Source organism: Rathayibacter sp. AY1F3 (assembly GCF_002931975.1).
Lineage (GTDB): Bacteria > Actinomycetota > Actinomycetes > Actinomycetales > Microbacteriaceae > Rathayibacter.
Genome location: NZ_PSVF01000007.1, coordinates 100,060 through 113,907, shown reverse-complemented (window position 1 = coordinate 113,907; position 13,848 = coordinate 100,060). Strand labels below are relative to the sequence as shown.

The window sequence follows — 13,848 nt, the reverse complement described above, 5'->3', positions numbered from 1 at the left end:
CCCGTGGGGGCCTCGCCTGCTTCCACCGCGTCGATCACGGATGCACGTGCATCCCTCGCCGAAGTTCAGCTGCCGATCCTACCCGGCATCGCGGCCGCCCGCCAGCAGGCGGTCGCCGCCGGACTCGGAGCCGGACGTCCAGGCGGACCGCCTACCGTGCGGGTATGACGAGCGACGACTTCGGCTCCTACGTCGAGAAGAACGGCTTCCACCGCGACACGAACTACATCCCGACGCGGATCACCGCCGACGGCCGCGACGGGTACCCGGTGGAGGCCGGGCGCTACCGCCTCGTCGTCTCCCGCGCCTGCCCGTGGGCGAACCGCGCCGTGATCGTGCGGCGCCTGCTCGGGCTCGAGGACGCCCTCTCGATGGGCATCTGCGGGCCCACCCACGACAAGCGCAGCTGGACCTTCGACCTCGATCCGGGCGGGGTCGACCCGGTGCTGGGCATCCCCCGCCTCCAGGACGCGTTCTTCGCCCGCTTCCCCGACTACCCGCGCGGGATCACCGTCCCGGCCCTCGTGGACATCCCGAGCGGCCAGGTCGTCACCAACGACTACCCGGTGATGACGCTCGACTTCTCCACCGAGTGGACCGCGTTCCACCGCGACGGCGCCCCCGACCTCTACCCCGAGGAGCACCGCGAGGAGATCGACGAGATCGCCGAGCTGGTCTTCCACGACGTGAACAACGGCGTCTACAAGTGCGGCTTCGCCGGGTCGCAGCGCTCCTACGACCGGGCCTACGACCGCCTCTGGGCGCGGCTGGACTGGCTGGAGGAGCGGCTGAGCACCCGCCGCTACCTGGTCGGCGACACCATCACCGAGGCGGACGTGCGGCTCTTCACGACGCTCGCCCGCTTCGACGCCGTCTACTACAGCCACTTCAAGGCCAACCGGAACCTGCTGTCGGCGATGCCCGCGCTCTGGGGCTACGCCCGGGATCTGTTCGCCACTCCGGGGTTCGGCGACACGATCGACTTCACCCACATCAAGTCGCACTACTACGAGGTGCAGCGGGACATCAATCCGACCGGCGTCGTCCCCAAGGGCCCGGACCTCTCCGGCTGGCTCGTCCCCTCGCGCCGCGAGGAGCTCGGCGGCCGCCCGTTCGGCGACGGCACTCCCCCGCCGCCGCCGATCCCGTCGGAGCGCGTCCCCCTCGGCCACGGCGCCTGACCGGTTCCGGTCGCGGTCGTCGCGGCGCGCGCAAGACCGTGCGCGCGCCGCACGACCGATGTGCAGCCGGGAGACGGCTCGGACCCGGGCTCCCCGGAGCGACCCGGGGCTAGCCTGGGCTCGCCCCTGAACGCGAACGTCGAGGAGAACCGTGTCTGACAAGCCCACCGCCACAGCCAACATCGGAGTCGTCGGTCTGGCGGTGATGGGCTCGAACCTCGCCCGCAACCTCGCCAGCCGCGAGGGCAACACGGTCGCGGTGTTCAACCGCTCCTACGGCCGCACCGAGACCCTCATCACGGAGCACCCGGAGGCGGGCTTCGTCGCGTCCGAGACCATCGAGGACTTCGCCGCCTCGCTCGCCACCCCGCGCACCGCGATCATCATGGTCCAGGCCGGCCGCGGCACCGACGCCGTGATCGAGCAGCTGACGAAGGTCTTCGAGCCCGGCGACATCATCGTCGACGGCGGCAACGCGCTCTTCACCGACACCATCCGCCGCGAGAAGGCCGTCCGCGAGACCGGCATCCACTTCGTCGGCACCGGCATCTCCGGCGGCGAGGAGGGCGCGCTCAAGGGCCCGTCGATCATGCCCGGCGGCTCGGTCGAGTCCTACAGGACCCTCGGCCCGATCCTCTCGTCGATCGCCGCGGTCGCCGAGGGCGAGCCCTGCGTCACCCACATCGGCACGGACGGCGCCGGCCACTTCGTCAAGATGATCCACAACGGCATCGAGTACGCCGACATGCAGCTCATCGCCGAGGCGTACGACCTGCTCCGCACCGTCGGCGGACACGAGCCCGCCGCCATCGCCGAGGTCTTCGACGCCTGGAACAAGGGCGACCTCGAGTCGTACCTCATCGAGATCACCGCCGAGGTGCTCCGCCAGGTCGACGCCGACACCGGCAACCCCTTCATCGACGTCGTCCTCGACCAGGCCGGCTCGAAGGGCACCGGCGTCTGGACCGTGCAGAACGCGCTCGACCTCGGCGTCCCCGTCGGCGGCATCGCCGAGGCCGTCTTCGCCCGTGCCGTGTCCTCCCACCCCGAGCAGCGCGAGGCCGTGCAGGCCCGCGTCACCTCGCGCCCGACCCCGGTCGAGAAGTACGAGGGCTTCGAGGACGACGTGCGCGCCGCGCTCTACGCCTCCAAGGTCGTCGCCTACTCGCAGGGCTTCGACGCGATCATCGCCGGGGCCGAGAAGTACGGCTGGGAGATCGACAAGGGCGCGGTCGCCAAGATCTGGCGCGCGGGCTGCATCATCCGCGCCCAGTTCCTCAACCGCATCGTCGACGCCTACGACGAGAACGCCGGCATCACGACCCTCCTCGAGGACCCGTACTTCGCCGAGGCCGTCGCGAACGGCGAGGCCGCCTGGCGCCGCATCGTCTCGACCGCCGCGCTCTCGGGCGTGCCGATCCCCGGCTTCGGCGCCGCGCTGTCGTACTACGACTCGCTCGCCTCCAAGCGCCTCCCGGCCGCTCTCGTGCAGGGCCAGCGCGACTTCTTCGGAGCGCACACCTACAAGCGCGTCGACAAGGAGGGCACCTTCCACACGCTGTGGTCGGGCGACCGCACCGAGGTCGAGCAGGACCCCTCCACGCACTGACCCGCGTCGCACGGGAAGGCGCCCCCGCCTGCAGGATCCTCGGATCCTCGGGCGGGGGCGCCTTCCGCGTTGGGGAGGGAGCTCCCCTGTCGTCCGCGGAGCCGGGCGGTGGCGTCCGGCTCCCCGAGCGGGCGCTCGACGCCCGGGCCGGCTGACCCCTCAGGTCCGGAACGCCCGCGCGATCAGGAGCGCCGCCAGGAGCACCGCTGCGGCGGCCGCCGTGGCAGCCGGGAGGGCGAGCAGGAGCAGCAGCGAGACCGCGGCCGACGCGAGGGCCGGGCCGCTCGCCCCGGCAGCTCCGTGGTCGAGGCGCCGCACGATGGTCGCCACCAGCAGGGCGGCCACGGCGAAGGCGAGCAGCGCGTCGGCGTCGAGGATCACGACCGCGAGCACGGCGACCAGGCAGAGGACCAGCTGGGCCGCCGCGGGCACGCCGGTCCTGCGGTTCCTGGCGGCGAGCACCGCCGGGATCTCCCCCGCGTCGGCGAGACGGACGAGGGCGCGCGCATCCCTCCTCCCGAGGTCGAGGAGCGCGAGCAGGACCGCGATCACCGCGGCGGCCCCGACGAGCCCGGACGCGGGCGTGCCCCGGGTGACAGCGCTCAGGGGGGTCTCCGAGGACGCGAGGACCTCGGGACCGGCCGCCAGGAGCAGACCGGTGCCGAGCGCGGCGGCGGCCGCCGTGGCGATCCCGATGCGCAGCAGGGCGGGGCGGAGAGCCGTCACCGCGCCGGAGCGGGACGTCGGCAGGAGGATCAGGAGCAGCGCCGCGGCGGTGCCGGCTCCCAGCGGCCCTCCGTCGCGCAGCGGGTCGAGCGGCGCGGGGTCGGGAGGGGATACCAGCACGAGCACGGCGGCGGCGGCCAGCAGGACGACGACCGCACCGACGAGGAGCAGGACCGGGCGGGCGGGGAGGCGCCCGCCGCGCAGACCGAAGAGCGCGACGGCCACGAGCAGCAGGACGGCCAGGGGCCGGGCCGCTCCCCCGAGGACCGACTGGGCCGCGGTCAGTGCCAGCGCGGCCGAGGCGAAGGCGCGCCCGACGATCCCGAGCCACTCGGAGGAGGGGCCGTCGTGGACGGTGCGCCCGGCGTCGGCGACGGCGCTCAGAGCCGCGGCGGCCGCCGCGACGGCGAGCCCGAGGAGCAGCCACCAGCCCGCCGCCGCGGCGGCCGGCGACCAGACCAGGAAGACCGCCGCCAGGGCGAGGGTCGCATCCGAACGCTGGGGCACGGCCTCACCCTAGGCGGTGGAGCCGGGGCGGGACCCGGGTGCGCTGTGCAGGGCGCACCCGGGGCGCGGGGTCCTACGCGTCGCCGTCGAACATCGACGTCACGGAGCCGTCGTCGAAGACCTCGTGGATGGCGCGGGCCAGCAGCGGAGCGATGGGCAGGATCGTCAGGCGGTCCCACGTCTTCTCCGCCGGCAGCGGCAGGGTGTCGGTGACGACGACCGAGTCGATGAACTCGGAGCTCAGGAGCTCGACCGCCGGGTCCGAGAAGACGGCGTGGGTGGCCGCGACGACCACGCCGATCGCGCCCGCCTTCTTCAGCGCCTCGGCCGCCTTCGCGATGGTGCGCCCGGTGTCGATGAGGTCGTCGACGAGGAGGCAGACGCGGCCCTTCACCTCGCCGACGATCTCGTGGACGGAGACCTGGTTGGCGACCTTCGGGTCGCGGCGCTTGTGGATGATCGCCAGCGGGACGCCGAGCTTGTCGCTCCAGATGTCGGCGACGCGGACGCGGCCCATGTCGGGCGAGACGATGGTGAGGGTCGAGGGGTCGAGCTTCTCGCGGAAGTGCTCGAGCAGCACCGGCATCGCGAAGAGGTGGTCGACGGGGCCGTCGAAGAAGCCCTGGATCTGCGCCGCGTGCAGGTCGACCGACATGATCCGGTCGGCTCCCGCCGCCTTGAAGAGGTCCGCGACGAGGCGGGCCGAGATCGGCTCGCGGCCGCGGCCCTTCTTGTCCTGGCGCGCGTAGGGGTAGAAGGGGGCGACCACGGTGATCCGCTTGGCGGAGGCGCGCTTGAGCGCGTCGACCATGATCAGCTGCTCCATCAGCCACTCGTTGATCGGGGACGTGTGCGACTGGAGGACGAACACGTCGCCTCCGCGGACCGACTCGCCGTAGCGGACGTAGAGCTCGCCGTTGGCGAAGGTGCGCCCCTCGGTCGTGACGAGCTCGGTCCCGAGCTCGGCGGCGACCGCCTCCGCCAGTGCCGGATGCGCCCTCCCCGAGACGAGGACCAGGCTCTTCTTGTTGCTGGCGGTGATGCCGGTCACTGTGCTCCGCTTCCTCCGGTGGGCGCCTGGTCGGATCCGGTGGGATCCGACGCCAGGGCCGCCTCGGCGGCGTCGGCCGCTGCGGTGCCCGGACGGTGGGTCTGCACCCACCCGGCCATGTTGCGCTGCGGAGCGACGGTGATCCCGAGGGCTCCGGCGGGGATGTCCTTGCGGATGACCGTGCCGGCGCCCGTGTACGCTCCGTCACCGATTCTAACGGGGGCGACGAAGACGTTGTGCGACCCCGCACGCACGTGCGAGCCCACCACGGAGGACGCCTTGCTCACCCCGTCGTAGTTGGCGAAGATCGAGCCGGCGCCGATGTTCGACTCCTCGCCGATGACCGCGTCGCCGACGTAGGAGAGGTGCGGGACCTTCGATCCCTCGCCGATGACGGCGTTCTTGGTCTCGACGTAGGTGCCGATCTTGCCGCGGGCGCCGAGCACGGTGCCGGGGCGGAGGAACGAGAACGGGCCGACCTGGGCCTTCGCGCCGATCACGGCGAGCGTGGCGTCGGAGCGCTTCACGACCGCGTCCTCGCCGACCTCGCAGGAGTCGAGCGTGGTGTCCGGGCCGATGACCGCACCGGTGGCGATGACGGTCGGCCCCTTGATCTGCGTGCCCGGGAGGATCTCGACGTCCGGGGCGAGGACCGCGTCCACGTCGATCCAGGTCGTCGCCGGGTCCTGGATCGTGACGCCCTCGAGCTGCCAGCGGCGCACGATGCGCGCGTTGAGCTCGAGCGCCGCGGCGGCGAGCTGGGCGCGGTCGTTGATCCCGGCCACGAGCCAGCGGTCCTGCACGGGGACGGCCTCGATCGCGCGGCCGGCGGCCTTGAGCGCGGCGGCGGCGTCGGTGAGGTACTTCTCCCGCTGGGCGTTCTCGGTGCCGATCGCGCCGATGACCGAGCGGAGCGCGGCGGCGTCGAAGGCGTAGACGCCGGCGTTGATCTCGGTGAGGTCGAGCTCGTCGGGGCTGGCGTCCTTCTGCTCCACGATGGAGGCGAAGGCGCCGTCGCCGCCGCGGACGATCCGGCCGAAGCCGGTCGGGTCCTCAAGCACGCAGGAGAGCATGGTGAGCGCGTTCGCCGCGGCGAGGTGCTCGTCGACCAGGCGGCGGAGGGTCGGCGCGTCCAGCAGCGGGACGTCGGCGCTCAGCACGACGACCGTGCCGGCGAAGGACTCCGGGAGCGCCGCGAGGCCCTGCTCGACCGCGCGGCCGGTGCCGGGCGTCTCGTCCTGATCCACCACCAGCGCGGAGGGGGTGTGCTCGAGGACGGCCTCGGCGACCCGGTCGCGCTCGTGGCGCACCACGGTGACGACGTGCGCCGCGTCGAGCGAGGCGGCCGTGTCGAGCACGTGCCCGAGCAGCGGCCTCCCGGCGAGGCGGTGCAGGACCTTCGGGGTGCGGGACTTCATGCGGGTGCCCTGGCCTGCCGCCAGGATCACGACGGCGAGCGTGCTGTCTGCCATGTTCTTCGCGTTCTCCTCCGTGAGCGCACCGTCCTGGTGCCGCTCCGCCACCAGGATTCGAACCTGGACCGGACAGCTCCAAAGGCTGCCGTGCTGCCGTTACACCATGGCGGACCGCGCGATCGCGCGCCGTCCATCCTGCCACCCCCGCGCCCCCGGCCCCGCCTCGGGCGCGGGCGGCCGTCGCTCGGGCGGACGACGGCGGCCCGGGAGGTCCCCGCCTCCCGGCCCGTCCGCCTCCCGGCGTCCCCCGAGCCGCCCAGCCGCCACAATGGACGGGTGAGTGCGAATGACGAGGTCGACGGGATCGTCGACGCCTGGGTCCGGGAGCGGCCCGATCTCGACTTCACGCCGCTCCAGGTCTTCTCGCGGATGCGCCGGCTGGCCAAGCAGCTCGAGCGGGCGCGCGGGAGCGCCTTCGGCCGCTCGGAGCTCGAGACGTGGGAGTTCGACGTGCTCTCCGCGCTGCGGCGCGCGGGCGCGCCCTACCGGATGAGCCCCAAGCAGCTCCTCCAGGCCACCATGGTCACCAGCGGCACCATGACGAACCGCATCGACCGCCTGGTCGAGCGCGACCTGGTCGAGCGCCTCGACGACCCGAACGACGGGCGCGGCGTGCTGGTGCAGATGACGCCGTCCGGGCTCGCGCGGGTCGACGCGGCGATCACCCGCCTGGTCGACGCGGAGCAGGAGCTGCTCGGTGCGCTCACGCACGCGCAGCAGGAGCGGCTGGCGCAGCTCCTCCGCAAGCTCTCCCTCGACTTCGGCTGAGCCGGTCGGCCCGGGCCCGCGACAGCGTCCCGCCCTCGCGGTACGGGACAGCTGCCGGTGCCGCGGAGGAGAGCGGCGTCAGCCCTCGAGCTGCTCCGAGAGCTCCAGCCAGCGCAGCTCGAGCTCGGCCGTCTCGTCCTCGTAGGCTCGGAGCGAGGCGTTGAGCGCCAGGATGCCGTCGTAGTCGTCCTGGTCGTGCGTCGCCATCTTCTCGTGCACGGTCTTCGTCAGCTGCGTGAGCTTGTGCAGGCGCCGGTCGATCGCCGACACCTCCTTCTCGGCGGTGCGGCGCTCGGCCCCCGCGAGTCCGCTCGACGCCGGCGCGGCGGAGGAGGAGCCCGACGACGCCGCCGCGGGCGCACCCTTCTCGAGCGCGCGGCGCAGGTCGAGGTACTGCTCGACACCGCCGGGCAGGTGGCGGAACGCGCCGTCCATCACGGCGTACTGCTGGTCGGTGACGCGCTCGAGCAGGTACCGGTCGTGCGAGACGACGAGGAGGGTGCCCGGCCAGGAGTCGAGCAGGTCCTCGATCGCGGCGAGCATGTCGGTGTCGAGGTCGTTGGTCGGCTCGTCGAGGATCAGCACGTTGGGCTCGCTGAGCAGGATGAGCAGGAGCTGGAGCCTCCGGCGCTGACCGCCCGAGAGGTCCTTCACCGGCGTCGAGAGCTGCGCGCTCGAGAAGCCGAGCCGCTCGAGCAGCTGGCCCGGAGTCATCTCCTTGCCGCCGATGGAGTAGCTGGTGCGCTGCTCCGCGATGATCTCGCGGACGGGCCGGTGCTGGACACCGCTCAGCTCGCGCAGCTGCTGGTCGAGGATCGCGACGCGCACGGTGGTGCCGCGCTTCACCCGGCCGCTCGTCGGCTGCACGCTGCCCGCGACCAGGCCGAGGAGGGTCGATTTGCCGGCGCCGTTCACGCCCAGGATGCCGGTGCGCTCGCCGGGCGCGATCCGCCACTCGATGCGGTTGAGGACGGTCCGCTCGCCGTAGCGGACGGTGACGTCGAGCAGGTCGACGACGTCCTTGCCCAGGCGGGAGACGGCGAGCTGCGAGAGCGAGACCGAGTCGCGCACCGGGGGCTCGTCCTCGATCAGCTGGTTCGCGGCGTCGATCCGGAACTTGGGCTTGGCCGTGCGGGCGGGGGCGCCGCGCCGGAGCCAGGCGAGCTCCTTCTTCATCAGGTTCTGGCGCTTGGCCTCCATGGTCGACGCCATCCGGTCGCGCTCGACGCGCTGCAGGATGTACGCCGCGTACCCGCCCTCGAACGGCTCGACGAGGCGGTCGTGCACCTCCCAGGTGGCGGTGCAGATCTCGTCGAGGAACCACCGGTCGTGGGTGACGACCGCGAGCCCGCCCGACGACGCCGCCCAGCGGCGCTTGAGGTGCTCGGCGAGCCAGGCGATGCCCTCGACGTCGAGGTGGTTGGTGGGCTCGTCGAGGAAGACGACGTCCCAGTCGCCGACGAGCAGCTTCGCGAGGGCTACCCGGCGCCGCTGGCCGCCCGAGAGGGAGCCGACCACTCCGTCCCAGGGGACGTCGCGCAGCAGGCCCGCGATCACGTCTCGGGTGCGCGCATCGCCCGCCCATTCGTGCTCCTGGAGCCCGCCGACGACGGCCTGGGCGACGGTGAGGTCCTCGTCGACCGTGTCGGCCTGGTCGAGCATCCCGAGCGTGACGCCGCGGCGGTGCGTGACGCGGCCGCTGTCCGGCTCGATGCGCTGCGCGAGCAGGCGCAGGAGGGTCGACTTGCCGTCGCCGTTGCGTCCGACGATCCCGATGCGGTCGCCCTCCTCGATCCCCAGGGAGACGTCGTCGAAGATCACGCGTGTGGGGTACTCGAGTCGCAGCGCCTCGGCGCCCAGCAGATGTGCCATAGGGATCCAGCCTAGGCGGTGCCGCCTGAGCGGTCCGCCGCGGGTCGATCACAGTGCGGCCGGGTCGCGGCCCCCGGACCTCAGCCCGCGGGTGCAGGCTCCGAGACGGACACCGAGCGGCGGTGCAGTCCCGTGGCGCCGTCGGGGGCGGGCGGGCGCTCGACCGTGGTCTGCACCGTGCCGTCCGCGTCGGTGGCGCGCACGGTCACGACGTGGTCGCCGACCGTCGCGTCCCACTCGAGGACCCACTGGATCCACGTGTCCGCGGTGACCTGCTCGGCGAGGCGCGCCTCCTGCCAGGCGCCGCCGTCGATCTGCACCTCCACCTTCGCGATGCCGGTGTGCGGCGCCCAGGCGACTCCCGCCACGGCGACCGTCCCCGCCTCGACGGGCTGGCCCTGGCGCGGCACATCGATCCGCGACTCGATCTTGATCGGCCCGCGCTCGGTCCAGCCGCGCGTCGACCAGTAGGCCAGGTCCTCCGCGAAGGTCGTGACCTTCAGCTCGACGACCCACTTCGTCGCCGAGACGTAGCCGTAGAGGCCGGGGACGACCATCCGGACGGGGAAGCCGTGCTCGACCGGGAGCGGCTCGCCGTTCATCCCGACGGCGAGCAGGCTCGCGCGGTCCTCGTCCTGCAGCACGTCGAGCGGGCTGGAGGCGGTGAAGCCGTCGATGCTCCGCGAGAGCACCATGTCGGCGCCGGCGGTCGGCCGGGCCCGGGCCAGCAGCTCGCGGATCGGGTAGCCCAGCCAGAGGGCGGTGCCGATCAGGTCGCCGCCGACCTCGTTGGACACGCAGGACAGGGTGACCAGGTGCTCCTCGAGCGGCAGTGCGAGCAGCTCGTCCCAGGTGATCTCGATCTCCTCCTCCACCATGCCGGTGATCTTCAGCGACCAGTCGGCGGGCTCGACCGACGGCACCGAGAGCGCGGTGTCGATCCGGTAGAACGAGGAGTTGGGAGTGACGTAGGAGCTGATGCCGTCGATGTCGTCGAGCACGGCGCCCGCCGGGACGGGCGCGGCGGCCGAGGCGGGAGCCGGCAGGGACACGGCCTCGCGCACGGCGGTGACGGCGGCGGAGGCGGACGTGAGGAAGCGGGCGCCGATGCCGGCGGCGACCGCGGCGACTCCGGCGATCCCGACCAGGCGGAGGAACGACCGGCGGTCCGGGGAGTCGCTCTCGCGCTCCTCCTGCCATCCGCGGAGGCGGACGGAGGCCGAGCGGAGCACCGCGGCACCGGCCACCATGCCCACGACGCTCGGCGCCGCGTCGATCCCGGACGCGCCCTCGCGGCTGACGGCGGCGAGCGCACCGGCGCCCGCGACGACGGCCAGCAGCAGCACGCCGAACGGCGGGCGGCGGTACTCGAGGACCCCGGCGCCGACGGCCAGCAGCGCGATCGCGAGGCCGATCGAGACCAGCAGCACGAGCTTGTCGCCGGTGCCGAAGAGCGCGATGACCGTGTCCTTCACGCCCGGGGGCACGATGTCGATGACGAAGCCGCCGACCGCGACCAGCGGACTGCCGCCCGCTCCGGTGAAGACCGCGACGACCTCGGCGGCCGCGAGGGCGACGACGGCGGCCACGATCCCGGAGAGGATCGCGAAGAGGGTGGCTCGGCGGGACATGAGCGGCACTCTAAGCCACGAGGTCGGAACTTCTCTGCGGACCGTCTGTGGAGGGCGCCGGGCGCGGGGCTCGCGCGCCCCGCTCCGGAGGCACCGCCTCCGCGACTAGGTCGAGAGCAGGCGAGCCCCGTGGACCGGGCCGGACACCCGCACGGCGCTCAGCCGCGCGGAGCTCAGCTCGCGCTGCAGGTCGGCCGCCGCATCGGCGTCCGGAGCGAGGAACGCGACGGTCGGGCCGGACCCCGAGACGAGGCCGCCGAGCGCTCCGCGGCCCTCGCCGAGCTCGAGGATGCGGGCGAGCCCGGGCTGCAGGTGCAGCGCCGGCGCCTGCAGGTCGTTGTGCATCGCGTCGGCGAGCATGGCGGCATCGCCGGCGCGGAGGGCCTGCAGCACGTTGGGATCGACGGCGGGGGTCGCCGAGATCGGGCGGAAGTCGTGCAGGTGGCGCTCGCGGTGCCGGTCGAGCTCGCTGTAGACCTCGGGGGTCGACAGGCCCTCCTCCGAGAGGACCAGCACCCACTCGAAGCGGCCCTTGGCGAGCGCCGGGCTCAGCTCATCGCCGCGGCCGACCCCGATCGCGGTGCCGCCGGTGAAGGAGAAGGGGACGTCGGCGCCGAGGCTCGCGGCGATGCCGAGCAGCTGCTCCCTCGTGCAGGCCGTGCCCCAGAGCGCGTCGCAGGCGAGGAGGGTCGCGGCAGCGTCGGCCGAGCCGCCGCCCATGCCGCCGGCGATGGGGACGTTCTTCTCGATCTCGAGGTGCACGCCGCCGCGGTAGCCGGTCGCCCGGGCGAGCGCCCGAGCCGCCTTGATCGCGAGGTTGGAGCCGTCGACGGCCAGGCGGGAGGTGTCGATCGCGCCCGAGAAGGAGACCGAGAAGTCGGCCGCCTCCTCCGCGAACACGTCCTCGTAGAGGGAGAGCGACTGGAACGCGGTGGCCAGCTCGTGGTACCCGTCGTCGCGCACGGCGCCGACCTTGAGGAACACGTTGATCTTGCCGGGCGCCCGCGCGTGGACCCGGTTCGACGTCGCGCGGTGGGCCATGCATCCACGCTACAGGGTGGCGGAGGCGCCCTCGTCCGCACCCGGGGCGGGCTCCCCGTCGCCGTCCGCGTCGTCCCCGTCGGTCTCCGCCAGCGACCCGTCGGGCACCGCCGCGCCGCGCACGGGGACCCGCGCCGGATCGAGCTCGCGGCCCAGGCGGACGAAGGCGGCGACGTCCAGCTCCTCGCCGCGCGCGGTCTGCGGGACGCCGGCGCGCTCGAGCGCGACGATCGCCGCGGCGCTGTCGCCGAAGAGGGTCGCGAGCGACTGGCGGAGCATCTTCCTCCGCTGCGCGAACGCCGCGTCGACGACCGCGAAGACGGCGCGGCGCAGGGTCTCGTCGCCCGGCTCCTCGCCGCGGTCGAACGCGACGAGCACGCTGTCGACGTTCGGCACCGGCCAGAAGATCTGACGCGAGACCGCGCCGCCCGTCGTCCAGGAGCCGAACCACGCCGCCTTGACGCTCGGGCCGCCGTAGACCTTGGAGCCGGGACCGGCGGCGAGCCGGTGCCCGACCTCGGACTGCACCATCACCACTCCGGACCGGATGCTGGCGAAGTGCTCGAGGAAGTGCAGGAGCACCGGCACCGAGATGTTGTACGGGAGGTTGGCGACGAGCCGGACCGGCTCCCCCGGCAGGTCGAGCACCTTCATCGCGTCGGCGTGCACGACCGCGAGATCGGCGCCCGGCGCCATCAGCTCGACGGTGCGCGGCAGCTGCTCGGCGAGGCGCCCGTCGATCTCGACGGCCACGACCTGCGCGCCCGCCTCGAGCAGGCCGAGGGTCAGCGATCCGAGGCCGGGGCCGATCTCGACGACGGTCTCCCCCGGGCGCACCCGAGCGAGCTTGACGATGCGGCGGACCGTGTTGGCGTCGTGCACGAAGTTCTGGCCGAGCTTCTTGGTCGGCGTGACGTCGAGGAGGCCGGCGAGGTCGCGGATCTCGGCCGGGCCCAGCAGGCGCGGGATCGCGGCGGCCGTCGGCTCGGCGGCGTGGCGGCCGCTCATGCGAGGGGTCCGACCGGCTCCGTCGGCTCGGAGCCGACCTCGCCGCCCCACTCGCCGTACACGGCCTCCGTGTTCGAGGCGATCGTCGCGGCCAGGTGGCCGACGTCGGTCTCGAGGGTCGCGGCCATCGAGCGCAGGGTGTGCGGGAGGAGGTAGGGCGCGTTCGGGCGGCCGCGGAAGGGCGACGGAGTGAGGTACGGCGCGTCGGTCTCGACCAGGATGAGGTGCCGAGGAGTCGCGACGAGCGCCTCCCGCAGCGGCTCGGCGTTCTTGAACGTCACGGTGCCGGCGAAGGAGAGGTACCAGCCCTCGTCCGTGCACATCCGCGCCATCTCCGCGTCCCCGGAGAAGCAGTGGAAGACGGTGCGCTCGGGGGCGCCGACGCGGCGCAGGGTCTCGATGACCTCGCGGTGCGCGTCGCGGTCGTGGATCTGCAGCGCGAGGTCGTGCTCCTTCGCGATGCGGATGTGCTCCTCGAAGGAGCGGAACTGCGCGGCGCGGCCGCTCTCGCCGGTGCGGAAGAAGTCGAGCCCGGTCTCGCCGATGGCGCGCACCCGCGGCTGCTCCGCCAGCTCGGCGATCACGGCGAGGGCGGCGTCGAGCTCGCCGCGCTGCTCCAGCTCGGGCGCCTCGTTGGGGTGGATCGCGACGGCGGCCAGCATGCGCGGCTCGCTCGCCGCCTGCTCGGCCGACCAGCGGCTCGTCTCGACGTCCGTGCCGACCTGGACGACGCCGCGGACGCCGACGGTGGAGGCCCGGTCGAGCTGCTCGCGGTGGTCGAGCGGCTCGAGGCCGTCGGCGATCTCGAGGTGCGTGTGGTTGTCGTAGACGGGGACGACGAGCGCCTCGGGCAGCGGCGGGTACGTCAGGTCGCGGCCGGACGAGGCCTCGCGGGAGCGGACGTGCTGGCTGTCGGTCATGCGCTCCAGGCTACCGGGAGGGCTCGCGGGGGCCGGAGTCCCGGGCGGACGCGGGCCGA

Annotated in this window: 11 protein-coding genes and 1 tRNA gene; 3 read left to right on the top strand and 9 right to left on the bottom strand. The window is 73.4% G+C overall.

Features of this window, described 5'->3' with window-relative positions; genetic code table 11:
- Nucleotides 1–164 precede the first annotated feature (164 nt).
- Together C5C39_RS06545 and gndA are read left to right on the top strand one after the other, a co-directional pair.
- Entirely contained in the window at nt 165–1,181 is a 1,017-nt protein-coding gene (locus C5C39_RS06545) for a glutathione S-transferase family protein (RefSeq protein WP_104226929.1), read from the top strand.
- Nucleotides 1,182–1,332: 151 nt separating this feature from the next.
- A complete protein-coding gene (gndA, locus tag C5C39_RS06540; RefSeq protein WP_104233684.1) occupies nt 1,333–2,790 on the top strand; it encodes an NADP-dependent phosphogluconate dehydrogenase in 1,458 nt (485 codons plus the stop codon).
- A gap of 159 nt (nt 2,791–2,949) precedes the next feature.
- On the opposite strand, the gene C5C39_RS06535 is transcribed toward gndA, so the two are convergent.
- The 4 genes from C5C39_RS06535 to C5C39_RS06520 form a co-directional block, all read right to left on the bottom strand.
- Nucleotides 2,950–4,023 carry a hypothetical protein gene (locus C5C39_RS06535; protein WP_104352937.1) on the bottom strand — a complete coding sequence of 358 codons (1,074 nt, stop codon included), beginning with the start codon at nt 4,021–4,023 and terminating at the stop codon, nt 2,950–2,952.
- A gap of 73 nt (nt 4,024–4,096) precedes the next feature.
- Nucleotides 4,097–5,074, bottom strand: coding sequence for a ribose-phosphate diphosphokinase (locus tag C5C39_RS06530; protein WP_104250639.1), 978 nt, complete (start codon nt 5,072–5,074; stop codon nt 4,097–4,099).
- Entirely contained in the window at nt 5,071–6,546 is a 1,476-nt protein-coding gene (gene glmU, locus C5C39_RS06525) for a bifunctional UDP-N-acetylglucosamine diphosphorylase/glucosamine-1-phosphate N-acetyltransferase GlmU (protein WP_104352945.1), read from the bottom strand. Before glmU ends, C5C39_RS06530 begins: the two co-directional genes overlap by 4 nt.
- A gap of 42 nt (nt 6,547–6,588) precedes the next feature.
- A tRNA-Gln gene (locus tag C5C39_RS06520) sits at nt 6,589–6,660 on the bottom strand.
- A 165-nt stretch (nt 6,661–6,825) separates the two neighbouring features.
- Between C5C39_RS06520 and C5C39_RS06515 the strand changes: the two genes are divergently transcribed.
- Complete coding sequence (locus tag C5C39_RS06515) at nt 6,826–7,317, top strand: MarR family winged helix-turn-helix transcriptional regulator (RefSeq protein ID WP_104222340.1); 492 nt, start codon at nt 6,826–6,828, stop codon at nt 7,315–7,317.
- A gap of 78 nt (nt 7,318–7,395) precedes the next feature.
- Here the strand turns inward: C5C39_RS06515 and C5C39_RS06510 are convergent, their stop codons facing one another.
- The 5 genes from C5C39_RS06510 to C5C39_RS06490 form a co-directional block, all read right to left on the bottom strand.
- Nucleotides 7,396–9,189 carry an ABC-F family ATP-binding cassette domain-containing protein gene (locus C5C39_RS06510; protein WP_104352936.1) on the bottom strand — a complete coding sequence of 598 codons (1,794 nt, stop codon included), beginning with the start codon at nt 9,187–9,189 and terminating at the stop codon, nt 7,396–7,398.
- Nucleotides 9,190–9,269: 80 nt separating this feature from the next.
- Nucleotides 9,270–10,820 (bottom strand): molybdopterin-dependent oxidoreductase, encoded by a 1,551-nt coding sequence (locus tag C5C39_RS06505; protein ID WP_104247360.1) that lies wholly within the window; start codon nt 10,818–10,820, stop codon nt 9,270–9,272.
- A gap of 105 nt (nt 10,821–10,925) precedes the next feature.
- Nucleotides 10,926–11,861 carry a 4-(cytidine 5'-diphospho)-2-C-methyl-D-erythritol kinase gene (locus tag C5C39_RS06500; protein ID WP_104352935.1) on the bottom strand — a complete coding sequence of 312 codons (936 nt, stop codon included), beginning with the start codon at nt 11,859–11,861 and terminating at the stop codon, nt 10,926–10,928.
- 9 nt (nt 11,862–11,870) lie between these two features.
- Nucleotides 11,871–12,869 carry a 16S rRNA (adenine(1518)-N(6)/adenine(1519)-N(6))-dimethyltransferase RsmA gene (gene rsmA / locus C5C39_RS06495; protein WP_181073461.1) on the bottom strand — a complete coding sequence of 333 codons (999 nt, stop codon included), beginning with the start codon at nt 12,867–12,869 and terminating at the stop codon, nt 11,871–11,873.
- On the bottom strand, nt 12,866–13,789 hold the full coding sequence (locus C5C39_RS06490) for a TatD family hydrolase (RefSeq protein ID WP_104222332.1): 924 nt from the start codon (nt 13,787–13,789) through the stop codon (nt 12,866–12,868). Before C5C39_RS06490 ends, rsmA begins: the two co-directional genes overlap by 4 nt.
- Nucleotides 13,790–13,848: the final 59 nt, after the last annotated feature.